The organism is Methylonatrum kenyense (genome assembly GCF_023195885.1).
GTDB lineage: Bacteria > Pseudomonadota > Gammaproteobacteria > Nitrococcales > Aquisalimonadaceae > Methylonatrum > Methylonatrum kenyense.
The window spans coordinates 115,180-140,039 of record NZ_JALPKO010000006.1; the positions used below are offsets into that span (position 1 = coordinate 115,180).

Annotated in this window: 22 protein-coding genes and 2 pseudogenes; 8 read left to right on the forward strand and 16 right to left on the reverse strand. The window is 63.0% G+C overall.

The window, feature by feature from the left end:
- Position 1: 1 nt before the first annotated feature.
- From M0534_RS08820 to M0534_RS08855, 8 genes and pseudogenes are all read right to left on the reverse strand, one after another.
- Positions 2-328, reverse strand: a pseudogene (locus M0534_RS08820) (transposase); the annotation flags it as partial.
- 75 nt (positions 329-403) lie between these two features.
- Positions 404-2,614 carry an oxidoreductase gene (locus tag M0534_RS08825; RefSeq protein WP_248568060.1) on the reverse strand — a complete coding sequence of 737 codons (2,211 nt, stop codon included), beginning with the start codon at positions 2,612-2,614 and terminating at the stop codon, positions 404-406.
- Between the two features lie 220 nt (positions 2,615-2,834).
- A complete protein-coding gene (locus tag M0534_RS08830) occupies positions 2,835-3,938 on the reverse strand; it encodes an aminomethyl transferase family protein (RefSeq protein WP_248568061.1) in 1,104 nt (367 codons plus the stop codon).
- Between the two features lie 316 nt (positions 3,939-4,254).
- Positions 4,255-5,076 (reverse strand): annotated as a pseudogene (locus M0534_RS13800) (ISL3 family transposase).
- 160 nt (positions 5,077-5,236) lie between these two features.
- On the reverse strand, positions 5,237-5,518 hold the full coding sequence (locus tag M0534_RS08840; RefSeq protein ID WP_248568063.1) for an Lpp/OprI family alanine-zipper lipoprotein: 282 nt from the start codon (positions 5,516-5,518) through the stop codon (positions 5,237-5,239).
- 177 nt (positions 5,519-5,695) lie between these two features.
- Positions 5,696-6,256, reverse strand: coding sequence for a L,D-transpeptidase (locus M0534_RS08845; RefSeq protein ID WP_248568064.1), 561 nt, complete (start codon positions 6,254-6,256; stop codon positions 5,696-5,698).
- Positions 6,256-6,510, reverse strand: a complete 255-nt coding sequence (locus M0534_RS08850; RefSeq protein ID WP_248568065.1) for a glutaredoxin family protein — start codon at positions 6,508-6,510, stop codon at positions 6,256-6,258. The genes M0534_RS08845 and M0534_RS08850 overlap by 1 nt, the downstream gene beginning before the upstream one ends.
- A gap of 131 nt (positions 6,511-6,641) precedes the next feature.
- Positions 6,642-7,103, reverse strand: a complete 462-nt coding sequence (locus M0534_RS08855; protein WP_248568066.1) for a DUF3617 domain-containing protein — start codon at positions 7,101-7,103, stop codon at positions 6,642-6,644.
- Positions 7,104-7,499: 396 nt separating this feature from the next.
- Here M0534_RS08855 and dusA point away from each other — a divergent pair, with 396 nt between their 5' ends.
- Positions 7,500-8,474 carry a tRNA dihydrouridine(20/20a) synthase DusA gene (gene dusA, locus M0534_RS08860; protein ID WP_248568067.1) on the forward strand — a complete coding sequence of 325 codons (975 nt, stop codon included), beginning with the start codon at positions 7,500-7,502 and terminating at the stop codon, positions 8,472-8,474.
- Positions 8,475-8,591: 117 nt separating this feature from the next.
- Here dusA and M0534_RS08865 read toward each other — a convergent pair whose 3' ends face one another.
- Positions 8,592-9,440: a TatD family hydrolase gene (locus M0534_RS08865; RefSeq protein WP_248568068.1), complete on the reverse strand. Its 849-nt coding sequence runs from the start codon at positions 9,438-9,440 to the stop codon at positions 8,592-8,594.
- Between the two features lie 164 nt (positions 9,441-9,604).
- Between M0534_RS08865 and M0534_RS08870 the strand changes: the two genes are divergently transcribed.
- Complete coding sequence (locus tag M0534_RS08870; protein ID WP_248568069.1) at positions 9,605-11,173, forward strand: class I adenylate-forming enzyme family protein; 1,569 nt, start codon at positions 9,605-9,607, stop codon at positions 11,171-11,173.
- Entirely contained in the window at positions 11,170-11,988 is an 819-nt protein-coding gene (gene thiD / locus M0534_RS08875; RefSeq protein ID WP_248568070.1) for a bifunctional hydroxymethylpyrimidine kinase/phosphomethylpyrimidine kinase, read from the forward strand. Before M0534_RS08870 ends, thiD begins: the two co-directional genes overlap by 4 nt.
- Positions 11,989-12,018: 30 nt before the next feature.
- Here thiD and ispG read toward each other — a convergent pair whose 3' ends face one another.
- Positions 12,019-13,278: a flavodoxin-dependent (E)-4-hydroxy-3-methylbut-2-enyl-diphosphate synthase gene (gene ispG, locus M0534_RS08880; protein WP_248568071.1), complete on the reverse strand. Its 1,260-nt coding sequence runs from the start codon at positions 13,276-13,278 to the stop codon at positions 12,019-12,021.
- A 118-nt stretch (positions 13,279-13,396) separates the two neighbouring features.
- Between ispG and M0534_RS08885 the strand changes: the two genes are divergently transcribed.
- Positions 13,397-13,867 carry a tetratricopeptide repeat protein gene (locus M0534_RS08885; RefSeq protein ID WP_248568072.1) on the forward strand — a complete coding sequence of 157 codons (471 nt, stop codon included), beginning with the start codon at positions 13,397-13,399 and terminating at the stop codon, positions 13,865-13,867.
- On the opposite strand, the gene M0534_RS08890 is transcribed toward M0534_RS08885, so the two are convergent.
- On the reverse strand, positions 13,864-14,490 hold the full coding sequence (locus M0534_RS08890; protein WP_248568073.1) for a TetR/AcrR family transcriptional regulator: 627 nt from the start codon (positions 14,488-14,490) through the stop codon (positions 13,864-13,866). The two genes, M0534_RS08885 and M0534_RS08890, sit on opposite strands and share 4 nt — an antisense overlap.
- A gap of 219 nt (positions 14,491-14,709) precedes the next feature.
- Between M0534_RS08890 and mazG the strand changes: the two genes are divergently transcribed.
- Positions 14,710-15,540 (forward strand): nucleoside triphosphate pyrophosphohydrolase, encoded by an 831-nt coding sequence (mazG, locus tag M0534_RS08895; RefSeq protein ID WP_248568074.1) that lies wholly within the window; start codon positions 14,710-14,712, stop codon positions 15,538-15,540.
- Positions 15,537-16,121 carry a hypothetical protein gene (locus M0534_RS08900; RefSeq protein WP_248568075.1) on the forward strand — a complete coding sequence of 195 codons (585 nt, stop codon included), beginning with the start codon at positions 15,537-15,539 and terminating at the stop codon, positions 16,119-16,121. The genes mazG and M0534_RS08900 overlap by 4 nt, the downstream gene beginning before the upstream one ends.
- Positions 16,122-16,390: 269 nt before the next feature.
- On the opposite strand, the gene M0534_RS08905 is transcribed toward M0534_RS08900, so the two are convergent.
- The 3 genes from M0534_RS08905 to M0534_RS08915 are packed head-to-tail and all read right to left on the reverse strand — an operon-like array spanning position 16,391 to position 18,734.
- Positions 16,391-16,798 carry a hypothetical protein gene (locus tag M0534_RS08905; protein WP_248568076.1) on the reverse strand — a complete coding sequence of 136 codons (408 nt, stop codon included), beginning with the start codon at positions 16,796-16,798 and terminating at the stop codon, positions 16,391-16,393.
- A 19-nt stretch (positions 16,799-16,817) separates the two neighbouring features.
- Positions 16,818-17,435, reverse strand: a complete 618-nt coding sequence (locus M0534_RS08910; protein ID WP_248568077.1) for an acyl carrier protein phosphodiesterase — start codon at positions 17,433-17,435, stop codon at positions 16,818-16,820.
- A 6-nt stretch (positions 17,436-17,441) separates the two neighbouring features.
- On the reverse strand, positions 17,442-18,734 hold the full coding sequence (locus tag M0534_RS08915) for a DEAD/DEAH box helicase (RefSeq protein WP_248568078.1): 1,293 nt from the start codon (positions 18,732-18,734) through the stop codon (positions 17,442-17,444).
- A gap of 127 nt (positions 18,735-18,861) precedes the next feature.
- Between M0534_RS08915 and M0534_RS08920 the strand changes: the two genes are divergently transcribed.
- Both M0534_RS08920 and M0534_RS08925 read left to right on the forward strand, forming a co-directional pair.
- Positions 18,862-19,428, forward strand: coding sequence for a hypoxanthine-guanine phosphoribosyltransferase (locus M0534_RS08920; protein ID WP_248568079.1), 567 nt, complete (start codon positions 18,862-18,864; stop codon positions 19,426-19,428).
- Positions 19,425-20,162: an S-methyl-5'-thioinosine phosphorylase gene (locus tag M0534_RS08925; RefSeq protein ID WP_248568080.1), complete on the forward strand. Its 738-nt coding sequence runs from the start codon at positions 19,425-19,427 to the stop codon at positions 20,160-20,162. Before M0534_RS08920 ends, M0534_RS08925 begins: the two co-directional genes overlap by 4 nt.
- Before the next feature lie 54 nt (positions 20,163-20,216).
- Here the strand turns inward: M0534_RS08925 and mfd are convergent, their stop codons facing one another.
- A complete protein-coding gene (gene mfd / locus M0534_RS08930; RefSeq protein ID WP_248568081.1) occupies positions 20,217-23,705 on the reverse strand; it encodes a transcription-repair coupling factor in 3,489 nt (1,162 codons plus the stop codon).
- Entirely contained in the window at positions 23,705-24,841 is a 1,137-nt protein-coding gene (locus tag M0534_RS08935) for a 3-deoxy-7-phosphoheptulonate synthase (RefSeq protein ID WP_248568082.1), read from the reverse strand. The genes mfd and M0534_RS08935 overlap by 1 nt, the downstream gene beginning before the upstream one ends.
- Positions 24,842-24,860 lie beyond the last annotated feature (19 nt).

Genomic DNA, 24,860 nt, shown 5'->3' on the forward strand with positions numbered 1-24,860 from the left:
AGACGCGCACGCGGTCGACAGCCTCGCGGCCGAATTTCGCCACGACATTGAAGAGGTCGTAGACCACGGCGGCGTTCGGGTAGTGGTGCTGCACCTCACGGTCCATGGCCGTCCATGGCCTCGATGCGTTTACAGGCTTGCTTGCCCGGCCATTCAAAGAACGGGCGCACCGCGGCGCGCGAGCGCCCCTCGCCAACCCACAAGACCTGTTGGTGTCGGCAGAGATGGCCACCGTGGCGTAGCGGCGGCCCTTGTGGAGGGAAAACGCATCCATGATCAGGCGTCGGGACCGGCTCAGGTCCGGCGCCTGGAGATGACGACGCAGCCGACATGAACCAAAAAAGGGTTGGCCCGGCCAAAGGCCGGACCACACGTCTTCCCCTTCAGGGCTTTGCCGGAAACCCTACAGCCGCCATTCGAGCTCGGGGTTTTCGTCCGGATTGTAGGGCGTGCCCCAGGCCCGCTGCTCGCGCTTGAAGGGCTTCTGGTGCTGCGGATCCTCGTCCTCGATCTCCCGAGCCAGGCGGTGACCGTCGAAGGTGGCATCGGCAATCAGGCGGGGGGCTTCGGCATCACCGATGACGAACACGTCCGTGATGTCGTTTTTTCCCCATTCGTCCTTGCGTGCCTTGAGCTCTCGATAGAGTCCATCCTCCGACTGCCGACCCGTGACCAGAATCACCGTGTCGCATTCGTACCACTTGTGGGTGTCGTTCTCCTTCCGGGGCAACTTACCGGCACCCTTGTACTCGCGTTTGTAGCCATCTCCCCAGATATTGAAGAGCTCGACCCTGCCCTCTTCCACCCTCGAGCAGGCCATGTCGCCGAGTACAGTGATGCCGAGTTCGTGAATGAGCCGGTGCACGTTCGGCCCTTCCAGCGTGTAGTGCATATAGGCACCCAACTCGCAGACGGTGGCAACCGTGACCTCATGACCGTCCCTGGCAAACTTCTCGGCCAGGCTCGGGGCCATGTAGTAGGGATCATAGTTGAGGATCATTACTCGCTTTCCGACCGGCTTCTTGCCCTCGAAAACCTGCTCGGGAGTCAGGCAATGGGCGAGACTGGCATCCGCTCCCGGAATTGGCTCGTGGGTGCGGTGGTTCACCCCAGTGGTGCTCCATTTGGAGCCGGTGGCAATGACCACCCGGGATGCACCGTAAGCCAGTATGTCGTCGGCCGTCATTGGTTTCTGCCCCAAGGCCACTTGGCACATCTTGTTCTTCTTCACAAGCTTTTCGAGCTGGGTCTCGCGATAATCGCGATGGAATCCCCACTCTCCAAGGCCGGGCAGTGTTGCCACATCATTGACATAGCCGCCGATCTTGTCCCTGGCGTCCACCAAGTGAACCGTGTAGCCGCGCTCCATCAGCACGCGGGCGCACTCTGAACCCGCCGGACCTGCACCGACTACCAGGACGTCATGGTCCGATTTCGCCGGTTCGAACTTCTCCGGATGCCAGCCACGGCGGTATTCCTCGCCGGCAGTGGCGTTCTGGGTGCAGATGAACGGCACGCCGCCCATCTCCCAGCGCGAGATGCAGACATTACAGCCGATGCAGGTGCGAATGTCGTCAATGCGACCCTCTTCGATCTTGCGGGGAAGCCACGGATCGGCAATGGACGGGCGTGCCGCGCCGATCACATCCACAATGCCCGAGTTGATGACTTCCAGCATCTTCTCGGCATCGTAGTACCGTCCAACACCGACCACAGGTTTATTGGTGGCCTGCTTGACGTAGCGCAGCCAGTCGTTCTCGTGACCGATCGTGTAGAAGCGCGATGGGCCTGCATCCTCGCCCCACTCGGCGATGTCACCGAGGTTGACGTCCCACATGTCCAGATAGGGCGATGCCAGCTCAATGAACTTCAGGCCGTCCTCGCCGATCTCGACGCCGGCGGGACCGTAAAGGGTGTCAACCGCGCAGCGTGTCACCAGGGCACAGTCATCGTTCAGCGCCTTGCGGATCTTCTCCAGCACCTCGATCCAGAAACGGGCCCGGTTCTCGAAACTGCCACCATACTCATCCGTGCGCCGGTTGTAGTAGGGGCTAAGCCACTGCATGGGCCCGTAGGCGTGGGCGCCATACACATTGACGATGTCGAAGCCGGCGTCCCGCGCCCGCAGTGCCGCATCCACATATTGCTGCTGCAGCCGGAGCAGTTCGTCCTTGTCCGCCGCATGGTTGTACGTGAAACCTGGGCATCCCGGAACGGTGGTGAAATCCGAATTATACTGGCTCGGGCCACGCGCTATGGTTCGTGTCTCCAGCCCCGGGGCGTGCACGCCCCCGTAGAACAGCTCGCATCCGGCAAGGGATCCGGCGCTGTGGACGTGATCCACCATCGGACGCAAGTTGCGCACATCGCCGTCATCCCAGATTCGGGCGGTAATCCGCAAGGTATCATCACACTCGGGGTGAATGGAGCACTGTTCGGTGTTGACGGCACCCCAGCCGCCTTCGGCTTTCACCCCACGGTGCGCCATCTGGAAACCGGGACTATTGGTGCCAGCGCCGATGCAGTGCGGCACTTGGTAAAACCGGTTGCGAATGGTTTTTGGACCGATCTTTATCGGAGTAAAAAGTATGTCGTATCGCGGATCGCGAGCCATGATGATCTCCTCCTCGTTATCGGGCCCCGACAACCGAATATTGCGGCACCCATATCCTTAAACAGTTAAACCAACAATGCGAAACATAAGGTGCATGTTTTCTGTAGAAACAAGACCTACAGATCCAGAAACACCGGTGAAGGTATGACGCATAGTTACCGTCCACATTACATGCCCAGATCGTCGTTTATGGTGGGCCCTGATTACAGGAAAACAGTCGCTATTTCTTGGTAATTCGAAGTCGCATAGGATCGTAAAACGGGCAACGGACGACGTTTCCGTCATAAACGGTACCATCCGGGTTTTTTACCTGAATCGTCGTGCCGAGCGCCTGGGCTGCAGGCTTGAGATGGGCAAGAGCGACCGACTGCATGAGGAACCGACTGTAGATGGGGCTTGTGACCAAACCTGCGTCCTGATCGCCCACCAGGATGGTCGCACCGGCCTCCACCGCCACCTCATGGCGCACCCAGATGCCGCCCAGGCGAAACCGTTCCTTGCCCCTGGCGGCCAGAACCGCCGCACGGCCTCGATAATCACCCTCGGTTGCGATGGTCCACCCCAGACCTACTTCCCAGGGTGTGACGTCTCCCTCGGGCATATCCAGCGGGTAGAACAGCAGTCCTGCCTCGGTTCGCATGGTGTTGAGCGCCGTCCAGGAACCAGGCATCAGACCGTGGTCCCTGCCAGCATCGACGACTGCATCCCACAATTTGCCCGCGTCGTCGGCACGGCAGTAGATCTCAATGCCATGCTCTCCGGTGAAACCGCCGCAAAGGACTCGTACCTGGCAGCCGAACAGCGTCGTCTCGACATGCTCGAACCAGCTCAGCTTGAAAAGATCCTGCGCGCAGTGCGGTTGGAGCACCGCGGCGGCTCGGGGTCCCTGAACAGCGAGAATATTGAGGTCGTCCTCCCAACGGACATTAGCATCGCGTCCCTCCGCGCTCGCACGCAGGTTATCGGGGGTTGCGCCTCCGCCATGGCAAAGCAGGAAGACGTCATCCGCGGCACGCAACACGATGACGTCGTCGACGATATGCCCCGCGTCATTGAGTTCGCTGGCAACCCGAGCGGAACCCACAGCAAGTGCCTGACAATCGCAGCTGAGCAGATGATCAACCACCACAGCGGCCTCCGGCCCACCCACCCGCGCGGTGAGTACCGCCGACAGATCAAACAGGCCGGCGCGGGTGCGGGTGGCCGCCACCTCGTCGAATGGATCGCTGGCGTAGGACCAGGGCACGGCCATATCGTTATAGGATCCGCCGCCGAGATCCGAACCAAGCGCACGGTGTCGCGAATCCAGGACATTGTTACGCATCTCAAATACTCCTTATCTGGTGGCGTGACTCTGTGTTTCTTCTCCTTGAGTCAAGTTCCGTGCCAATGGGCAAGGAAAAATGCACAAGCCCAGTCAGGCTGTGACGCGGACGGGTGACTACTCCATTTTTTGCCGAGAGGAGAATGCAGAAACGATTCAAGATGAATCAGTTCTGCGCCAGTGTGTGTCATTTTCGCGAAATGAGAAACGAGAACGAAACAAAAAGAGATTCAGACACTTTAAAATGGATCCAAAAACGGGCGTTGATTTGTTCGCGTCCTCACGACAGACTGATCAGTTTTTCCGGAAAAAAGGTTCACCGCGCTTTACAGGGAAAGGCGGCCTTGATCTTGAGGAAGAAGTAGTCGGCATCTCGGTAGCAGTAAGTCATGCGCCTGATGACCTTGATCCGGTTGTTCATACCCTCGAGGACGCAGGTGCTGAGGCGATAGCGGGCGCTGGCGACGTTACCCCGGAGGTAGGGTCGCAGGCGCTTGGCGAAACGCATGACCGGTAGCAAGCCGCTGCACATGGCGAGTTGGTACCAGCTGCCCCAACGGCGTTTGGCTTCCTCCTCGGACGGTGGGTACCAGGGCTCCTTGAGTTGGGTTTTCAGCACATCGATGGTTATCAGCGGAGCATTCGCGGCGAGCAACTCGTCGAGTCTTTGGGGCTTGCTCGCCGGTGAGGTTGTCGCGGTTGCGCAGGAGCAGCCAGCGACTGCGCTTGATGACTCGGCGCGCGTGCTTGGACCGTGTGCCAGTGCAGGCCCAACGGCTCGGCCACATGACGCACCGGCTTCAGTCGCACCAGGGCTTCACCCCAGTCGACCATCGCCTGCGTGGGGCACGGCGGCCGGTCAGCCAGGCAATGCGCGCCCGGCGCGGCCCAGAGCGCGGGCACCGGACACGGTGGACCGGCGCCTCAAGGTAAACCCCGTACGACAACAGATCGCGTTCGCGACCCCGGCGGATGGCGACATCGCGGACGAGGAATGTGGCTTGGCCGCATGGCCGCAGATGGGTGGATGATCCGCCATCGGACGGAGACGAATCCGCAGTGTCTGCTCGTCAAGGAGCTGATGCTGTGCTCGTTCAGAACCTTCCCAGAACAGCCCCAGAGGATTAGCCTCCGTCACGGCGGTAGTCCTTTGTGGTGGTCATCGGTCGGAGTGGTGCCCAACCGAATTTAGCCCACTGAGCCACCGCCCCCTTGGCTCAGCTTTCACGCTGATCTGCGATGAACCCAAAAAAAAGCCCCGCACCAGGCGGGGCTTTTTGCATTCCCGATGAAGCGTCTTACTTCATCATGGATTCTTCGAACATCCGGTCGATCTTCTGGTTCAGTTCGTCGATCCGCTCGCTGTTCCGGTTGGCACGATTCTGCGCGGAGGTGGCAGTGCGATTTGCCTCGGCCGCATCGGTACGAGCCTGGTTGGCAGTGGAAAGGGCTTCATCAGCCTTGGCGTTCACGTCTTCCAGCGTCAGCTCGTCATCAGCGGTGGTTGCGCAACCCACGACAAAGGCGAGGGCGGCGCCCAGAGCGGAAACCTTCAGCAGCTTGCTCAAGCTATCGGTCATTTCACTGTCTCCTTGCGTATCAACGTTGTTGTCGTGCCAGTCCCCCATGACCAGCAACTCGAAATCATTCTAGGACCAATAACGCACCTTGCAAAGGTGTTCCGTTCATTTATCGAAAATAAAGCAAAGATTCAACGGGATGACCGGGAACCTGTTACCAAAAAGCGACATTCCGGCCTATTGAACAACGACCCGGGTCCCAATTTCGACCATCTCAAGCAGATCCTCGATCTGGGAATCCGTGAGGGCCACACAGCCTCTGGTCCAGTCCGACACGGCGTGTACGTCCGCATCCGCTTTACCGACCCCGTGAATCCCGATATGGCCGCCGAGATCCGTTGTCTGGGGCGGGACGCGGTTGGAGCGGAGCGAATCGGTGACCTGCAGGAACTGGTCGATTCCGAGTTTACCGTTGGCATAGGCCTTTCTGGTGTGTTCGAAATCCGGAAAATCGAGTCCCAGGAAAATGTGGAACTGGCTCTCCTCGTTAATCCAGTGAATTCGGAACTCTCCCAATGGCGTGGTGTTGTCGCCGCGGCTGCGCACGGTCGATGTTCCGCCACGCCCGATCGCCGCGCCTTCGAATGTACGTACTGTGTTTTCGCCGTCATAGACGGCCACCGTTTTCTTGGCGGTGTCCACCAGCACCCAGCGTTCGGTGGCGGACACGGACAGCACAGGGATCAGAAGGAGGATGAACAGAAGGACCAGTCGCAGGGCAATCGGTTGAGACCACATCAGTATTGTTCTCCGGCGGAGGCCAGGAAATCCTGGACGGCGTGATGGTCGAAAGGCCAGTCGAGCTCCCTTGCATCGGCGGCCAGCACTGGAATCCGGAGACCGTACAGTTCCATCAGTCGATCGTCAGTGCTGATATCAATCAGGCTGTAGTCATCGGCCAGCCCGCATCCGGCAAGTACGTCCTGTGCCTGCTCGCAGAGGTGGCAGTGTTCAGTGCCGAAAAGTACCAGTTGAAAGTCGTTCTGGCGCATGACCCCCGAAACCATGGCAAGGACGAATTATTCGTCCTGTCAGCCTTTTACCACCGATTTGGAGATTTTGCCAGAAATGGACCGGCCGCGTAGGCCGGTCCGGTTCTTCATGTGAGGTTCCAGCGCTGGTATCAGCAGTCGCCGATTCGCTCCCCGGAGATGTCGGTGAAGATCTGCATGCCCCCGTTCGGATCTTCCCCCGGCTGAACTTCGGCTGCAGCCGGCGCCATCATGTCCAGCCGCATCTTGCCGGTCATACTGTCGCCGTCAAAGGTGTATTCGCCACCGACTTCAGCGACCTGACCTTCCAGGTCGCAGGTCATCTGAAAATCCATGCCCTCGCTGGTGATGTCGGTGCTCATGACCTGGCATTCGCCAACACTGCTGAGCAGCGTGTCCTCGACGGACTCGATATCCGACTCGGTCAGGCATTCGCGATCGGTATGGCTCTGTTCCGGCATCGCCTGACCACCTTCCATGTTGATGGTCGTGGTGAATTCCCATTCACCGGGCTCGACGTTCGGTGTTTCAGCCATCAGACCAAGCGGCATCGCGAGCGCGGCCACGGCGGCCAATCGGGTGATCGTCTGCATGGTGCTCCTCCTTGCGGCGGGTCAAAGGTCAGCTACTGAAACTGCGACTCCCTCAAGGCGTCGCGGGTTCACCTGTAATTGTTTTCGACGGTATCGGACCGTACCCGAAACCAGTCCCCATGCCGTGGAAGGACAAGCTTGCCTCCGGACTGACGTACCTTCGGTCCAACAGGTCCGGAGCCAACCTTCTCCTCCCGCGGCACTCGGTGCCAAGCCGTGCGGTGGCGTTGTCCCGGACGTGTCAGACCTGCAGCGAGTCCCATGCCACTTGGTGCCAGCCTGTGCGGATGGATGAGCGGCGGCAATAAATCGGCATTTCCCTGTTGGCTGGCGGGTGCGCACCGGCCGTTGATTCCTTACACTTCGGCTCCCGTTGTGCGAGCGTCGAGTCCGGATATGCAGCCGTTTCCCGCCCATCGTCTGAGTGTTGCCCCGATGATGGAGTGCACCGATCGCTTCGCGCGCTACCTGTTGCGGCTCATTTCGCGGCACTGCCTGCTGTATACCGAGATGGTGCCGGCGGCGGCGATTGCGCATGGCAAGCATGCCCAGTTCCTGCCGTTTCATCAGGCCGAGCATCCACTGGCCGTGCAGTTTGGCGGCAACGCCGGGGACGAACTTGCCGCGTGTGCCCGCTGGGCGCAGCGCTACGGCTACGATGAAGTGAACCTGAACATCGGCTGTCCCAGCGACCGGGTGAAATCGGGTCGCTTCGGTGCCTGCCTGATGGCAGAACCGGAACGGGTCGCGCTGATGGTTCGTGCCATGCGCAGTGCCGTGGATCTACCGGTTACCGTGAAAACCCGGATCGGCATTGACGACATGGACGATTATGCGGACCTGCGCAACTTCGTCGATCGGGTGGCGGAGAGCGGTTGCCGGCATTTCATCGTTCATGCGCGCAAGGCCTGGCTTCAGGGGCTGAGTCCGAAGCAGAACCGGGATGTGCCGCCGTTGTGCTATGACAGTGTCTACCGGTTGAAGCAGGAGCTGCCGGAGCTCGAGATCGTGATCAATGGGGGGATCGCCTCGATTGACGAGGCGGAGGAACACCTGCGTTACGTCGATGGCGTGATGCTTGGCCGGGCCGCCTATCACACGCCATGGATCCTGGCCGAGGCGGATCGACGGCTGTTCGGCGACCTCGAGTCGGCGCCGGATCGGATGACCGTCTATCAGGCCTACCTGGAGTTCGTCGATGCCGAGTTGCGGGACGGCACGGCACTGAGCGCCATGAGCCGGCACGTGCTGGGCCTGTTCCAGGGCGTGCCGGGTGCTCGCCGGTTCAGGCGCCACATCAGCGAAAATGCCCACCGCCGGGGGGCAGGCCTTGGCGTGCTCGAGGATGCCGCTGCTGCGCTCCAGCTTTGAGGAAACGTTGATTTATTTGCGCGCCCGCCCAGGACCCCCGGCCGGGTTCAGTCCTTGCGGCGTTGTGCCGCCGGTGCGTTAGCGACGGCTAACGAGGCTGGCTGCCGCCGAACAGCGCTACTGGCTACGAAGCTCCGGCCCAAGGTCGACTCCCTCCTTGTCACTGATCCGCAGGCCGCGCCCAAGGCGGAAAAAGCGACGTGCGTTGGCCGAGGTCGTGGCCCCAAGCTGTTCCAGGTCCTCGCCACGGTGTTCGGCGACGCCCTCCAGCACGTAGCCGAGATAGGCGGGTTCATTGCGCCCGTTTTTCGGCTTCGGCTTCAGGGTGCGCGGCAACAGATAGGGCGCGTCGCTCTCGATCAGCAGGCGGTTGGCCGGAATGTCCCGGACAATGCCGCGAAGCGTCTCGCCGCGGCGTTCATCGCAGATCCATCCGGTGACGCCGATGTAGAGGTCCAGATCCAGATAATCGTGCAGGGCCTCGCGGGTGTCGGTGAAGCAGTGGACCACGGCGTCCACCAGGTCATCGCGGTACTCCCGCAGGATCGGCAACAGCCGGGCATGCGCATCCCGTTGGTGGATGAATACCGGCATTTCGAGCTCAACGGCCAGTTCCAGTTGTGCGGCGAAGGCCTTCTCCTGGTCAGGGCGCGGTGAGAAATCCCGATTGAAGTCGAGCCCGGTTTCTCCGATGGCGACGACTTCCGGCAGGGCCGCCAGTTGCCGCAACTCCTGCAGTCCCTCGGTGGTCAGCGAATCCGCGTGGTGCGGATGGACGCCGGCGGTACTGACGACCTGACGCGGGAAACGCGCCGCGATTTCGGCGGCCTTGCGCGACTCTTTGACCGTGGTTCCGGTTGCGACCATTGCCAGGACGCTGGCCGCCGCGGCGCGTTCGAGAACGGTTTCCAGGTCGTCCGCAAAGGCCCGGTTTCCGAGATTGACGCCGATGTCGATCAATTCCACGTGCTTGGATCCCCGTAGTCGAAACGTGTCGCTCCAGCCGGCGAGTATGACAAGCCGCCTGCTTGCCGCACAATAAACGCAAAACGGAAGAAGGGGGCGGCTGGTCGCGCCGGACACAGTCCGGGCACCGGAAATCCCCAAATGCCAGCAGAGGAGGGCAGGCAATGACCCGCGTGCAGCCCATGGAAACACAGCCGATGGACTGGATCGGCAACTGGGTCGGTCGCTGGGCCAGGGTCGCGCCCGACCGGGCGGCCCTCTACGACGACTTGCGTGGCACCACGTTCAGCTACGCGGAACTGAACGCACGGGCCAACGCGCTTGCTCACTGGCTGACCCGGGTCCGGGGATTGCGCAAGGGCGACCGCATTGCGCTGATGTTGCACAACCGGGTGGAGGCGGTGGATTTCTACCTGGCCTGCGGCAAGGTCGGCATCATACTGGCGCCACTCAGCTACCGGCTGCGACCACGCGAGCTGAATGCGTTACTGCATCGAATTCGCCCCCGTCTGCTGGTCAGCGAGGACACCTTCGACAATCTCGCCGCGGCGCTCGAACAGCCCGAGTCGCTCGAGTACCGCCTCGAGATCGTGGATCACGGCGAGAGCTATGATGCGGAAATGCTGCAGACCGGGCGCGGCAGCGAGGCGAATTGCCCGTTGGCGATGACCGATGTGTTTCTGTACATCCATACCGGTGGCACGACTTCAACGCCGAAAGTGTGCATCGTTCCCTACCGGCAGATGATCTGGAATGCGCTGGAACTGATTGTCGCCGGTGGTGGCACCATGGACGCGCGCGAACTGGTCACGTTTCCGTTGTTTCACGTCGGCGGCTGGAACTCGCTGACACCGATCCTGCATGGTGGTGGCTTCTCGGTGTTGATGGGGCAATTCGATCCGGAGCGCCTGCTGGATCTGGTCGACCAGCAGCGTATTCGGCATTTCGGCGCCGTCGAGGCCATGCTCAGCCTGATTGCCGCCGCGCCCTCGTTCGCCGACACATCGCTGGCCACGCTTGAAGCGATCACCACCGCGGGCGCGCCCTGCGCCAGGGAAGTCATGGCACCTTTCGTCGAACGCGGTATCGCGGTGCGCCAGGCCTACGGCCTGACCGAGGCAGGACCATCCAACTTCATTCATGCGCCGCCCGACGCCACCGCTACGAACCTGCGTCATGCACAGCACAGCATCGGCACGGCGATGCCGCATGGCGATTACCGGATTGTCGATCCCGAGACGATGAGCGATGTCCCGCGCGGAGAGGCGGGCGTGCTTTGCCTGCGCAGCATGCACAGTTTTGCCGGTTATCTGGGTGATCCGGAGCGGACCCGGGCGGCCCTGCTTGCCGATGGCTGGGTCTTCAGCGGCGATCTGGCACTCGAGGAAGCGGATGGCCTGGTCCGGATCATCGGTCGCGCCGACAACATGTTCATCAGTGGCGGCGAGAATGTCTCGCCGGAGGAAATCGAGCAGGTCATGGAGGTTCTGCCAGTGGTGCGCCAGGCCGCGGTTGTCGCGGCACCGGATTCGCGCTGGGGCGAGGTGCCGATCGCGGCCGTGGTGATCGGTGACGGCGTTGATCCGGCAGAGGCGGAAGTGACCATCCTCGGCCATTGCCGCGAGCAACTGGCGGCCTTCAAGGTGCCCAAACGGGTGCATTTCCTGCAGCAACTGCCGTTGACCGGGGCCGGCAAGCTGGATCGACGAAGCCTCGAGGAAAAACTGCGATGAATCAGGGAACTTCGTCGGGACGCGTCCTGGTTATCGCCGGCTCGGATTCCGGTGGCGGCGCCGGAATCCAGGCGGATACCAAGGCGATCACCTGCATGGGCGCCTACGCGGCCACCGCGATCACCGCCCTGACCGCGCAGAATACCCTCGGTGTTCACGGGGTTCATCCGGTTCCGGTGGACTTCCTCCGGCTTCAGATCCGAACGGTGCTGGATGACATCGGTGCGGACAGCCTGAAAACCGGCATGCTGCATGATGCCGTCACGGTCGAGGCAGTGGCCGGTGAACTGGCGCCATGGACAAACCGCTGCCCCCTGGTGGTCGATCCGGTCATGGTCGCGCAGAGCGGGGCCCGGCTGCTGGATACCGATGCACTTGACGCCCTCTGGCAGCATCTGATCCCGCAGGCAACGCTGCTGACGCCCAATCTGCCGGAGGCGGCAGCCTTGCTAGGCAGGCCGGTAGAATCCGGCCCGGATATGCCCGAGGCCGCTCGGAGACTGGCTGAACGCGCGGGTACCGCCGTATTGCTCAAGGGCGGCCACCTGCCGGGTGACGCCTTGCAGGACGTGCTGGCTTCCGCGCAGGGGGTCGAGGTGTTCGAGCACCAGCGCTTGCCGACACGGCATACCCACGGTTCCGGCTGCACCCTGGCTTCGGCCATTGCCGCGGCCCTGGCCCAGGGAAACGACTTGAGGACCGCCGTGGAGCGTGGCCGGAACTATCTGCTCGAGGCGATTCGCAGCACCCGGCCACTTGGCCGGGGTGCCGGTCCGGTCAACCATGGCTGGACAGTGGATCCGGAACGCTGCTGACCCCGGCGCTCGGCGCACCCAGGGCGTGGCTCACCCGCCCGTCTGGCGCTGTTCGGTGCCGGCGTGGAGTGGCGGATAGCGCCGTTCCACATAGCGTTCAATCACGGCCTTGAAATCGGCAGCCAGGTTTTCGCCCTTCAAGGTCACGGTTTTCTCGCCGTCCTCGTAAACCGGTGCTACCGGCCGTTCGCCGGTGCCGGGCAGGCTGATGCCGATGTTCGCGTGTTTGCTTTCGCCGGGGCCATTGACCACGCAGCCCATCACCGCAAGGCTCATGTCCTCGACGCCCTGATAGGACTGCCGCCAGCTGGGCATGCGCTCGCGCACGAACTGCTGGATCTCGCCGGCGAGCTCCTGGAATAGCGTGCTGGTGGTCCGGCCGCAGCCCGGGCAGGCTGCAACCAGCGGCGTGAAGGCGCGTAGACCCATGGTCTGCAGCAGCTCCTGCGCGACCACCACTTCCTGGGTCCGGGGGGCGCCGGGTTCAGGCGTCAGGCTGATACGGATAGTGTCGCCGATTCCCTGCTGCAGCAGCACACCGATGGCGGCGGAGGAGGCGACGATGCCTTTCGAGCCCATGCCGGCCTCGGTCAGTCCCAGGTGCAGCGGGTAGTCGCAGCGCGCGGCGAGGTCCCGATAGATCCGGATCAGGTCCTGCACGCCGCTCATCTTGCAGGAGATCAGGATCCGGTCGTGGCCCAGGCCCAGTTCCTCGGCCCGGACCGCGCTGTCCAGTGCCGATGTGATCAATGCCTCCATCATCACATCGCGGGCGTCCAGCGGCCGCTGGCGCGAGGCGTTCTCGTCCATCATGCGCGCCATCAGGTCCTGGTCCAGGCTGCCCCAGTTGACGCCGATGCGAACGGGCTTGTCGTGTTCGACCGCGATCCGGATCATCTCGGCGAACTGTCCGTCGCGGCGAGCACCCCGTCCAACATTGCCCGGGTTGATACGGAACTTGTCCAGCGCCGCGGCGCAATCGGGAAAGCGTGACAGCAGTTTGTGGCCATTGAAGTGAAAGTCGCCGACCAGTGGCACGCGCAGGCCCATCTCGTCGAGCCGCTTGCGAATCCCCGGAACCGCGGCCGCCGCGTCCTCGCGATCCACGGTGATGCGAACGATTTCGGAGCCGGCGCGCGCCAACTCGGCAACCTGGATTGCCGTGCCGACCTCGTCGGCGGTGTCGGTGTTGGTCATCGACTGCACGACTACCGGGTGCTCGCCACCAACCATGACGCCGCCCACGTTGACCGCGACGCTGGCGCGCCTTTGCGCTGGACCTGTCTGCATAGTGCTGGATTCCGAAACTGCATTGGGGTTTGCTGATGCCGGTTATGATACAGAGCGCATCAGAGCCACACCAACGCAGACTCGGTCTGGTGCTCATTGAATGGGGGTAAGGCTTTCCATGCGGTCACTGTTACTTGTTGGACTGCTGTTCGGTCTCGCCGGCTGCGCCGCACTACCCGGCGCGGGCGACGGGCCGGACAATCAGGTTCTGCGGCTGGAAGCGCATGCCATGCATGCCTACCACGGTGACGAACCGGAGGAAGCCGAGGCGCTTTACCGGCAGGTGGTGGAGCGCGATCCGTCCCGTACCCAGGCCTGGTTTCGTCTGGGTAACCTGACGGCTGCCCGCGGCGAACTGGAGTTTGCCATTGAGGCTTTCGATACTGCCCTGGAACTTGATTCGGACCTGCATCGTGCCCGGCATAACCGGGCCGTGGCGCAATTGCGTCTCGCGGCCCGGGAGCTCGAGGCGGCGAGGGAATCGCTGGAGCGGGAGGGCGTTGACAACGTCTATCAGGCGGATCGTTTCATCGCCCAGTTGCTGGTTGGCCTGGTTCGCAGCGTGGATCTGGCGATCGATTGCGATTAACAGCGCTTTGCCGCGGCAGCGGCGGCATCCTCGGGCGTCAGGCCGCCTTCGATGAAGGCCATGACCGTATCGACGACCTCGGCAGGCGGCAGCCGGCCTTCCCAGACGGAATAGCGCAGGCCCAGAAAGTTGGCGATACCCATCAGGGCCCAGGCCTGGGCCGTGGCAGAACCGGCACGCGTTTCACCCAGTTCCTGGGAGCGCTGCAATTGGGCCGTGTAGGCCTCGGCCAGGCGTTCGTAATAGTCGCGATAAATCGATTCATCGATGAACTGGGATTCAAGTACCACGCGGTAGAGGTTCTTCTCGCGAATCGCGAATTCCAGGAATGTCAGCAGCCCCTGGCGCTCCATTTCCATCCGGGTGGCGAGACCATCCGTGGCCTCTTTCAGGGTTCGCCGGAGCTTCTGCCCGATGCTGTCGACCAGCTCGCGTAGTATCGCTTCCTTGGAACTGTAATAGATATAGAAGGTACCCTGAGCGACGCCGGCGCGCCGGGTAATGCTGCTAACGGATGCGTTGTGGAATCCGAATTCGCCGAATTCGCGTTCGGCTGCATGGAGCAACTTGCAGCGGGTGCGTTCACCGCGGGCGGTCAAGGGCTTTCGCGCCTGTCTGCTCAATACCGGATCTCCCTCAGGTCTGCCGCCTGATTGACCTTGATTGTCGCCGGCTTCACGCCGATAGCACTTCGTTCCGGTGGCGCGACGTTGCAACTCGACGGTAGGCAAGCCATGTCGGCCTGTCAACTTGCTTCGCTGGCAAAATGTTGCACCTTGGGAAGCGCCTCTGCGGTTTCCAATCCGGGGGCAGCGGTGCAATGATTCGGGAGCAATTGGGCGATGGACGATGTGATGGCGCAGGACGATCTGCTGGCGATGCGTGAGTTGTTGCACATCATGCGACGGCTGCGCGATCCGCAATTTGGTTGCCCCTGGGATGTGCAACAGACGTTTCGCAGCATCGCGCCATACACGCTGGAAGAAGCCTACGAGGTGGCCGACGCGATAGAGCGCGATGATCTTGTTGCGTTGCGCGATGAGCTGGGTGACCTGTTGTTGCAGGTGGTGTTTCATGCGCGCATGGCGGAAGAGGCCGGTCATTTCGATTTCGCGGAGGTGGCAGCGGGTATCGCCGACAAGATGCTCCGGCGGCATCCGCATGTGTTCGGCGACGAGCAGGTGCGGAGCGCCGAGGATCAAACCCGGCGCTGGGAGGCCATCAAGGCAGAGGAACGCGCCGCCAGCGGCGCCTCGCAGGACGATGATTCGGCACTGGCCGGCGTCAGCCTGGCGATGCCCGGCCTGTTGCGTGCCGTCAAGCTCACCCGGCGGGCTGCCCGGGTCGCGTTTGACTGGCCGGATGCCGACGGCGTGTTTGACAAGGTAGCCGAGGAACTGGACGAGCTGCGCGCCGAACACCGCCAGCACGGTGGACATGAGCGGCTGGAGGACGAGCTCGGCGACCTGTTGTTCGCGACTGCGAATCTTGCCCGGCACCTGGAGCTGGATCCGGAGGCGGCCCTGCGACGGGCCAACCGGAAATTTGAACGACGTTTTCGACACATGGAACGGCATCTGGCCGGACGAGGCGAACGCCTGGACACAGTGGATTTCGAGGAACGGGAGCGGGCATGGAATCGGGCAAAACAACACGAACGGCAAGAACAATGATGCGTGCCCTGGTCGCCGGTGTCGGCCTGCTGTTGGCGACCACCTTGCCGGCACTCGACGAATTCGAGGATGACCCGGAGTTGGTCGACACTGGTGCAGACACCGATGCCGGTGCCCGCGGCTACTACGTGTTTGCGGGTGCCGGGGTGCAATCATTCGAAGGCTGGAACAGCGGCACGCTGGGCAGCCTGGTGCTGGGTCGGAAATTCAACTACACGCCGGTGGATTCGCCGCGCTCAAGCCTGGCCCTGGAGCTCGAGTTGTCGCGGAGCATTGATCCGGTGACCAGGACCCGTGGTGGCGAACGCAGGGAACGGAATGTCACCACCGTTGGCGGCTGGCTCGCATTGAATACCTATGTGACGGAAAACGCCTTCCACCGGGTTCGACTTGGCGCGGTGTATCGCTATCTGGATCGTGATCCGGGGAGCGGCTCCAGTCAGGCGCGGATCGGCTTTGGTCTTGGCCTCGGTTATGCGCTCACCGAGCAGGTGGAAGCAGTCGCCGATGCCACGCTGCATTACATGGGAACGCAGGAACTGATGTATGGCGCAGTCGGTGGCCTGCGCCTGAATTTCTAGCGCATGCAGGGCGGTGAGCGTGTCCTTGTCCGGCCTGGTTCCCATGGCTGCTGTTGCTGCCGCTGTCCCGCTGGACCGCCGATGAGCCGCAAGCCATCGTCCTGTTCCTGCACAGTTTCGGTGATTTTCGGGAGGCGGCAGTCCTGGCAGGCCCCTGGCTGCGTTGCGTCACCGGCCCGGTAGCTCTATGGCTACCGACCCGGCACCGCGCCTTGCCAGATGACCAAAACAGGTCTCGGGCGCAGGCGTGCGAATAGATCAGTGTTTCCCTAGAGCTGTCCCACCCAGCGGTCATTCTCGCGGGTAAAACGAATGGCCACCGGCATTTCCTTGCCGTCATCGAAGATCAGGCGGCCGTCGATCATGACCTCCTCCTCGCTCCAGGCGTCTTCCCGGTCGATCTGGACTTCCCGCAGCCTGCCGTGGTCTTCGATCTGATCGGAGACATTGCGCGCCATCATGTAATAGGCGCCGCCGCGAAAGGTATCGCCCAACGCGCCCTCCGGGGCAAGTTTTTCCAGCGCGCTGTTGGTGTTGCCGCGGCCAAGCTGGGTGAAGAATTCCTCGTAGCTCTCGGCCGGGCTGAGGTCGCGATAGGTGTCGGATTCACCGCAGGCCGCCAGCAGCAGCGCAAGCAGCAACACCGCGGTTAAACGAAAGCCCCCTACACGGTGCATGGTCGCACCTCCTGCCGGCTCAGCGATCCTGCTGCTCAGTGTAGGGCGCGACGGGGTCTTGTGCAGCATCGGCCAGCGATTGATGGAGATCCCGCATCACGCGGCGGTGTAGCGGGCGCAGCGCCGGCAGGGCGGCACGGATTTCCGATTCCGTACCGTGCAGGCCGATATCCCGACGCAGGCGGGTACCGATGCGCTCCAGGCTGGCAGCGACGACTGCCGGGTCTTGATAGTTCTCCAGCCACTGACGCCTGACCAGCGAGTCCAGCACGCCACGACCGGCCGCGGGCCAGTATTCGCGGGTTGCCTCCAGGTCGGCATAGCAACCATCCAGAAAGGCATCCAGCGGTTGCCTGGCGAAGGCATTCCAGTCGTGGATCAGCAAATGGTCGAAGACCACATCGAGTATGATCGGAACGGCCCGTCGGCGGTGCGGCGAGAACAGTCGATGGGCATCCCGGAGCAGGGGGTGGTGATCAGTGGTGGCGTCGATCCAGCGATGCCGGCGCACGCCGTCGAGCATGCGACGTGGCAGCGCAAGACCCTCGATCCGGCCCTTGATCCAGTCGCCACCCAGATTGCCGAGCCGGTGCAGGCCATCGCTGTCCGAGAAATACAGGTGCCCCAGGTAATTCAATGCGACTCAGTCGGCCTTGGCCGCCGGACGTCGGCGACCGCCACCACCACGTTTTCCGCCGTTGCGGCTACCATTCCCGCCACGGCCTTTCGGTCCGTTGCTGCGGCGGGCGATTTTCTTGGGCGGTTCCGGCTTGACCATCCACTCCGGGTCGGCGACCTCGGTCGGGATCTTCTGCTCGATATAGGCTTCGATATCGGGCAGTGAATAGACATATTCGTCACAGGCCAGGCTGATAGCGTCACCGCTGGCGCCGGCGCGGGCGGTGCGGCCGATGCGGTGCACGTAGTCCTCGGCCTCCTGCGGCAGATCGAAATTGACCACGTGGCTGACATCGGGGATATGCAGTCCCCGTGCGGCCACATCGGTGGCCACGAGGATCGGCAGATCGCCGCTCTGGAAGCGCTGCAGCAGCTTCTCCCGCTTGGTCTGCGGGATATCTCCGGAGATTACCTCCGCCTCGAAACCGTTGCCCAGCAGATAACCGGTGACATGGTCTGCGCCGCGCTTGGTGTTGACGAACACGATGGTGCGGTTCATCTCGTGCGCCTTGAACAGCCCGATCAGCAGCGGGATCTTGTCTTCCTTGGCGACGTGGAACAGCCGCTGGTTGACCTTGTCAGCGGTCACCTGCTCCGCCTCGATGCGGATCACCTCGGGTTCGTTCATGTGCTCATAGGCCAGTTCCATCACCCGATGCGACAGCGTGGCCGAGTACAGCATGTTGATGCGCTGATCCGGCGGCGGCATGCGCCGCAACAGGTAGCGGATGTCATTGATGAAGCCGAGATCGAACATCCGGTCGGCCTCGTCCAGCACCACCACCTCGATGTTCTTCAGGTCGAACACGCCCTGCTTGTAGAAATCGATGATCCGTCCCGGCGTTCCAATCATGATGTCCACGCCGGCCTCGATCTGGCGGCGCTGGGATTCGTAACCGGTGCCACCGTAGACCGCGACCCGGTTCATGCCGGTAAAGCGGCCGAGCAACTCGGCGTCCTTGTGAATCTGCAGGGCAAGCTCGCGGGTCGGCGCAAGAATCAGCGCCCAGGGGCCGATCTTGTCCTCGGCAACCGGCGTTTCCATCAGATGATGCATGGTCGCCAGCAGGAAGGCGGCGGACTTGCCGGTGCCGGTCTGTGCCTGGCCGGCCACGTCCTTGCCCTTGAGTGCCAGCGGCAGGGTCGCGGCCTGGATTGGCGTGCAGTGCGTGTAGCCGGCCTCGTCGAGGCTGTCCAACAGGGACGGTGTCAGGCCCAGGGAGCGGAAATCGGTGGTTGTCATGTGGTCTTTTTCCATGGCGCGAGAGGGTACAACAATTTCAGCGGCATTTCCGCAGCCGCGCGCGGCTGCCTGCGCGGCCTTTGTCTGGCGCGGGGCTTTGTGGTTCCATGCCAGCCACTCCGCACTGCCAGGGCAAAACAACATGTCACCCGAGCATCTCGATTCAATCCTGTCGCGGGCCGAGGAAGTCCATTCCCCGGCGGCCGTGGATGCGGCCCTGGATCGCATGGCGGACGCGATATCGGCCGACTACCGGGACCGCATGCCACTGGTGCTGAGCGTGATGATCGGTGGTCTGGTGATGTCCGGTCGCCTGCTGCCCCGGCTGAAATTCCCGCTGACCGTGGATTATCTGCACGCCAGCCGTTACCGGGGTGAAACCCGGGGTGGTGCAGAGCTGCACTGGCTGGCGCGGCCCACCGAGAGTTTGCGCGATCGTTCGGTACTGATCCTTGATGACATTCTCGACGAAGGGCACACCCTGAAGGGGATTATTGCCTTCTGTCGGCAGCAGGGGGCCCGCGATGTGGCCACTGCGGTGCTGGTGCGCAAACGTCACCAGCGCCGTGTTGCCGGGCTGGACGTGGAATACGTGGGCCTCGAGGTGCCGGACCGGTATGTGTTTGGCGCCGGCATGGATTACAGGGATTATCTGCGCAACCTGCCGGGCATTCTCGCCCTGGCGCCGGATGACGAGGAGCAAGCGTGAGCGTCGCGATTATCGGTGGTACCGGACTGACCAGTCTGCGCAATCTGGAGATTACGCACCGCGAGGTCGTGCACACGCCGTATGGGGAGCCATCGGGCCCGATCACCCACGGCCAGCTGTGCGGGCGGCAGGTCATGTTCCTGGCCCGGCATGGCTACGGACATACAATCCCACCCCATCGGGTCAACTACCGCGCCAATCTCTGGGCACTGCGCCACCTGGGGGTCGACCGCCTGATCGCGGTCGCCGCGGTTGGCGGCATCGCCGAAGAAATGGGGCCGGGCCGGCTTGCGATTCCGGATCAGATCATCGACTACACCTGGGGTCGGCAACACACGCTGTTCGAGGATGATCTGCCCCATGTCACGCATGTGGATTTCACCCATCCCTATGACCGGGATCTGCGCCGCCGGTTGCTGGCTGGTGCCGAACGCGCGGAGCTATCCGTGATGCCCGCAGGCACCTACGGGGCGACCCAGGGGCCCCGGCTGGAGACCGCGGCGGAGATACGCCGGCTGCGCCGGGATGGCTGTGACATGGTGGGGATGACCGGCATGCCGGAAGCGGCGTTGGCGCGGGAACTGGGCATCAGTTACGCGACTTGCGCGGTCTGTGCCAACTGGGCGGCCGGCCTCGGTGGCGAGGAGATCTCCATGGACCAGATCGAACAGGTCCTGAAGGGCGGCATGGAACAGGTCCGCCGCCTACTTGCGGAGATGATTCCGTCGCTGTGATTCAGTGACGCACTGACTTACTCGCACGCAGACGGGGAATAAGCCAGCGCCTCCCTAGGCCGCTTCCTTCAGGCGAAGCGCATCGATCAGTTCGCGCGCCAGGGCGAAGCGCTGGTCGGCATCCGGTAATTCGCGTTCGACCTTCAGCCGTTCCTGGCCTTCCAGGCGGAAACTCGCCGGTGATCCCTGGACCAACTGGACCAGGGCGCCGGGGTCTACCTGGGTGCCGGCACCGAAGACGATCTGGCCGCCGTTCTCGCCCAGCTCAATGCGCTTCAGCCCCAGCGGTTCCGCTTCCAGCTTCAGTTCGGTGACCCGGAACAGGTTCTTGGCCGCCGCCGGCAGCAGGCCGAAACGGTCGATCATCTCCACCTGCAGGTCCTTCAACGCCTCGTGGTCTGCCGCGTTCGCAATCCGCTTGTAGAGCACCAGCCGGGTGTGCACGTCCGGCAGATAGCCCTCCGGCAGCAGGGCGGGTATCCGCAGTTCGATCTCGGTACCCTGATGCAACGGTTTATCCAGCTCCGGTTCGCGTCCCTGCTTCAGGTCCTTTACCGCCCGGTCCAGCAGATCGTTGTAAAGGGTGAAGCCAACCTCGCTGATCTGGCCACTCTGTTCGGCGCCCAGCAGTTCCCCGGCACCGCGGATTTCCAGGTCGTGGCTGGCCAGCGTGAACCCGACCCCCAGGTCCTCATGTGCCGCCAGCGCATCGAGGCGCTTGACCGCATCGGCGGTCATGAGCTTGCGTGGCGGAGCGATCAGGTAGGCGTAGGCCCGGTGGTGAGAGCGGCCGACGCGACCGCGCATCTGGTGCAGCTGGGCCAGGCCGAAGCGGTCGGCGCGATTGATGATGATGGTGTTCGCGGTCGGTACGTCGATACCGGACTCGATGATCGTGCTGCAGACCAGTACATTGTGCCGCTGGTGGTAGAAGTCCAGCATTACCTGTTCGAGTTCCCGTTCCGGCAGCTGGCCATGGGCGACGCCGATTCGCGCCTGCGGCACCAGCTCCTGCAACTGTTCCGCGGCGCGGTCGATGCTCTTCACGTCGTTGTGCAGCAGATACACCTGGCCGCCACGCTTGAGTTCGCGCAGGCAGGCCTCCTGGATCAGCGCGTCGTTCCACTCGGAGACGAAGGTCTTGACCGCCAGCCGGCGTGCCGGCGGGGTGGTGATCACGGACAGGTCGCGCATGCCGGACAGCGCCATGTTCAGAGTCCGCGGAATCGGCGTCGCGGTCAGGGTCAGCAGGTCGACCTCGGCGCGCAGCTGTTTCAGGCGTTCCTTGTGCTGCACGCCGAAGCGGTGTTCCTCGTCGATAATCACCAGCCCCAGGTTGTTCGCCTTGAGGTCGCTCTGCAGCAGCTTGTGGGTGCCAATGACGATGTCCAGGTCGCCGCTCTGGAAATCATTGATTGTCTGCGCCTTGGCCTTGCTGCCGCCAAAGCGCGACAGCAGACCGATGCGCACCGGCCAGTCGGCGAAGCGGTCCCGGAAGTTCTGGTAGTGCTGCTGGGCGAGCAGGGTGGTGGGCACCAGGATCGCCACCTGATAGCCGCCCTGGACAGCAACGAATGCGGCACGCATGGCGACCTCGGTCTTGCCGAAGCCGACATCGCCACAGACCACCCGGTCCATCGGTTGTGACGAGGCCAGGTCCTGGATAACCGCATCTATTGCGTCCTGTTGGTCCGGCGTTTCCTCGAACGGAAAGGCCGCGGCGAAGGCGGCGTATTCCTCGATACCGGATTCGATCGATGTGCCGCGTCGGGCGGCGCGGCGGGCGTAGAGATCGAGCAATTCGGCAGCGACGTCGCGAACCTTCTCCGCGGCCTTGCGCTTTGCCTTTTCCCACTGGCCGCTGCCCAGTCGATGCAGCGGCGCATGATCCTCGTCGGCACCGCTGTAGCGGCTGATCAGCTGCAATGCGGCCACTGGCACGTACAACTTGTCACCGCCGGCGTATTCCAGGGTCAGGAACTCGGTCGGGTATTCGCCCACATCCAGCGTCTGCAGGCCGTGATAGCGGCCCACGCCGTGTTCTTCGTGCACGACCGGAGCACCAATCCGCAAGTCATTGAGATCACGTATGATCAGCGCGGGATCACGTTCCTGGCGGCGGCGCCGGCGCCGCTGTTGGGCCCGGTTGCCCGACAGCGCCGCTTCGGTAACCAGCGCCAACCGGCTCTGCGGCAGGATGCCGCCACGCTCCATCGGCGAGATGGTGATGCCGATGTCCTGATCACTCTCCAGAAACTGCTGCCAGCCACGGAACTCCCGCGGGCGAATCTGCTGCCGCGCCAGACTCTCCAGCAGGGCCTCGCGGTGCCCAGCGGTCTCGGCGACGAACAGCACCCGGCGCTCCTGCCGGGCGACCCAGTTGCCGATTGCCTGCCGTTGCTCGCCGTCACGCACGATAATGCCGAGTTCGGGTAGCGGTTCGCTGGCAAAGCGCACCTGGTCCGGATCGGGTCCGCGCTGCAGAACCTCGGCGGATTCGGTGTTGCAGATCACGGCCCGGCTGGCGGTCGTCCGAGCCCGGATCTCGCGGGGATCGAGGAACACCCGATTCGGCGGCAGCAGCGGCCGTTCCTGGTCGTGCCGGCGTTGCTCGTACCGTTCGCCGATTTCGTGCCAAAGCTCATCAGCGGCATCGAAGACACCGTGATCCAGGTGAATCAGTATGTCGTCGGGCAGGTAATCAAACAGGGTTGCGGTCTGTTCGAAGAACAGCGGCAGGTAGTATTCGATGCCACTGGGCATCGTGCCTTCGCTGACTTCGCGGTAGATCAGGCTGCGCGTCGGGTCGCCCTCGAAGCAGGAGCGGAAGGCGCCGCGGAAGCGGGCGATGGCTTCCTCGTTCACCGGGAACTCCCGACCGGGCAGCAGCGATATGCGCTCGACCCGGGCGTCACTGATCTGGGTTTCGGGATCGAACAGGCGAATCGTCTCGATCTCGTCATCGAACAGGTCCAGCCGATACGGGCGTTCACTGCCCATCGGAAACAGGTCGAGCAGGGCACCGCGAACGGCGAACTCGCCGTGTTCTCCCACTTCCGGCACGCAGCGGTAACCGGCCTGTTCGAGACGACCGCGGGTCTGCGCCATGTCCAGCCGGTCCCCGATTGCCAGGTTCAGGGCGTGCCCGTCGAGGAAACTGCGCGGCGCCAGACGTTGCAGCAGGGTGCCGATCGGCACGATCAGGATGCCGTCGCGGCAGTCGGGCAGCCGGGCCAGGGTTGCCAGCCGTTGCGAGACGATGTCCTGATGCGGCGAGAAAATGTCGTAGGGCAGCGTCTCCCAGTCGGGAAACACCAGGATCCGGTCGCTGGCATCGTTGCTGTAGAAGCGCAGTTCCGTCTCCAGGCGCTGCGCGTCCTGGGAACTCGCGGTCACGGCAAGGACCAGGCCCGATTGCGGGTCATCGGCCATCTGCCAGAGCGCCAGTGCACCCAGGCTGCCTTCCAATCCGGACCAGTACAGTGCGCGCCCCGGCTTGCGCGGAAACACCGGCGTCAGCGGGTCACAGTGTTCGCGACTCATCAGCTGTTCGCTGCCTCCCGGGCCAGGCGCTGGCGCTCAGCGGCGCGGCGTCGCTGTTCGTAGGCCTCGCGGGCATGGCCCACATCCTCCAGAAACCAGGGAAGTTCCTCCAGGGTCAGCGCCTGGGCACCATCCACCAGCGCCCGTTCCGGCTCCGGATGGAAATCCACCAGCACCATGTTGGCGCCGGCAACCACGCCCTGGGCCGTCGCATGCACCAGGTCCGGAATGCCGTCCGGCGCACAGGCACGGATGCCCACTGAATGCGAGGGATCGATGCAGACCGGCATGCGGGTCATGCGCTTGACCGTCGGCACATGGGCGAAATCAACGAAATTGCGATGCGGGTCGCCGAAGCTGGATTTCATCCCGCGCAGGCCGAACACGACATGGCTGTTGCCCTCGCTGGCCAGGTATTCCGCGGCGTTCAGCGATTCCTCCAGGGTAATGCCGAAGCCCCGCTTTAGCAGGACCGGGAAACGGGTCTGGCGGCCCACGTGCTTCAACAGTTCGAAATTCTGCGTGTTGCGGGTACCGATCTGCAGCATGACGCCGGTGGGGTTGCCGGTCTGGGCCAGCGCCAGTTCGACTTCCTCGATGTGGCGGTCATGAGTGATCTCCATTGCCACCACGCGGATGCCGTACTTGCCTGCCAGCTCGAACACCCAGGGCAGACAGTCCTTGCCATGCCCCTGGAACGAATACGGATTGGTGCGCGGCTTGTAGGCGCCCATGCGGGCGCACTGCTGTCCGTTCGCCTGCAGCGCGGCGAACATGCGTTCGACATTGGTGGGGTTGTCCACCGCGCAAAGCCCGGCGAAGACGTGAAAGCTGTCCTGGCTGAAGGTGACGCCGTTGTACTGGAAGCCACTGGTGCGCGCATCGTCGCGATGACGACCCAGGACCCGATAGGCATCCGATACGCGGATAACGCGCTGCACGCAGGGCAGCTCCGCCATGTCCCGTTCGGACAGCGCGCTTGTGTTGCCGATCAGGTAGATCTCGGTCAGCGTCCGTTCTTCGCCGAAAACCTGGTGCACGCGGTGGTGGACGCCCTTGAGCGCTTCCAGGTGACCGATCAGGCTCTGGAACTCCCTGGAATCGGTGTTGGTGTCGGGATTCAGGATCAGAATCATTGGCGCATTCCTCGTTGCG

Coding starts and splice junctions, on each gene's coding strand:
- mazG (WP_248568074.1), top strand. CDS start 14,710: ATGGACGATGTGATGGCGCAGGACGATCTGCTGGCGATGCGTGAGTTG.
- M0534_RS08850 (WP_248568065.1), bottom strand. CDS start 6,510: ATGCGCCAGAACGACTTTCAACTGGTACTTTTCGGCACTGAACACTGC.
- M0534_RS08825 (WP_248568060.1), bottom strand. CDS start 2,614: ATGGCTCGCGATCCGCGATACGACATACTTTTTACTCCGATAAAGATC.
- M0534_RS08900 (WP_248568075.1), top strand. CDS start 15,537: ATGATGCGTGCCCTGGTCGCCGGTGTCGGCCTGCTGTTGGCGACCACC.
- thiD (WP_248568070.1), top strand. CDS start 11,170: ATGAATCAGGGAACTTCGTCGGGACGCGTCCTGGTTATCGCCGGCTCG.
- mfd (WP_248568081.1), bottom strand. CDS start 23,705: ATGAGTCGCGAACACTGTGACCCGCTGACGCCGGTGTTTCCGCGCAAG.
- M0534_RS08845 (WP_248568064.1), bottom strand. CDS start 6,256: ATGTGGTCTCAACCGATTGCCCTGCGACTGGTCCTTCTGTTCATCCTC.
- M0534_RS08830 (WP_248568061.1), bottom strand. CDS start 3,938: ATGCGTAACAATGTCCTGGATTCGCGACACCGTGCGCTTGGTTCGGAT.
- M0534_RS08840 (WP_248568063.1), bottom strand. CDS start 5,518: ATGACCGATAGCTTGAGCAAGCTGCTGAAGGTTTCCGCTCTGGGCGCC.
- M0534_RS08905 (WP_248568076.1), bottom strand. CDS start 16,798: ATGCACCGTGTAGGGGGCTTTCGTTTAACCGCGGTGTTGCTGCTTGCG.
- M0534_RS08885 (WP_248568072.1), top strand. CDS start 13,397: ATGCGGTCACTGTTACTTGTTGGACTGCTGTTCGGTCTCGCCGGCTGC.
- M0534_RS08870 (WP_248568069.1), top strand. CDS start 9,605: ATGACCCGCGTGCAGCCCATGGAAACACAGCCGATGGACTGGATCGGC.
- M0534_RS08935 (WP_248568082.1), bottom strand. CDS start 24,841: ATGATTCTGATCCTGAATCCCGACACCAACACCGATTCCAGGGAGTTC.
- dusA (WP_248568067.1), top strand. CDS start 7,500: ATGCAGCCGTTTCCCGCCCATCGTCTGAGTGTTGCCCCGATGATGGAG.
- M0534_RS08855 (WP_248568066.1), bottom strand. CDS start 7,103: ATGCAGACGATCACCCGATTGGCCGCCGTGGCCGCGCTCGCGATGCCG.
- M0534_RS08915 (WP_248568078.1), bottom strand. CDS start 18,734: ATGGAAAAAGACCACATGACAACCACCGATTTCCGCTCCCTGGGCCTG.
- ispG (WP_248568071.1), bottom strand. CDS start 13,278: ATGCAGACAGGTCCAGCGCAAAGGCGCGCCAGCGTCGCGGTCAACGTG.
- M0534_RS08920 (WP_248568079.1), top strand. CDS start 18,862: ATGTCACCCGAGCATCTCGATTCAATCCTGTCGCGGGCCGAGGAAGTC.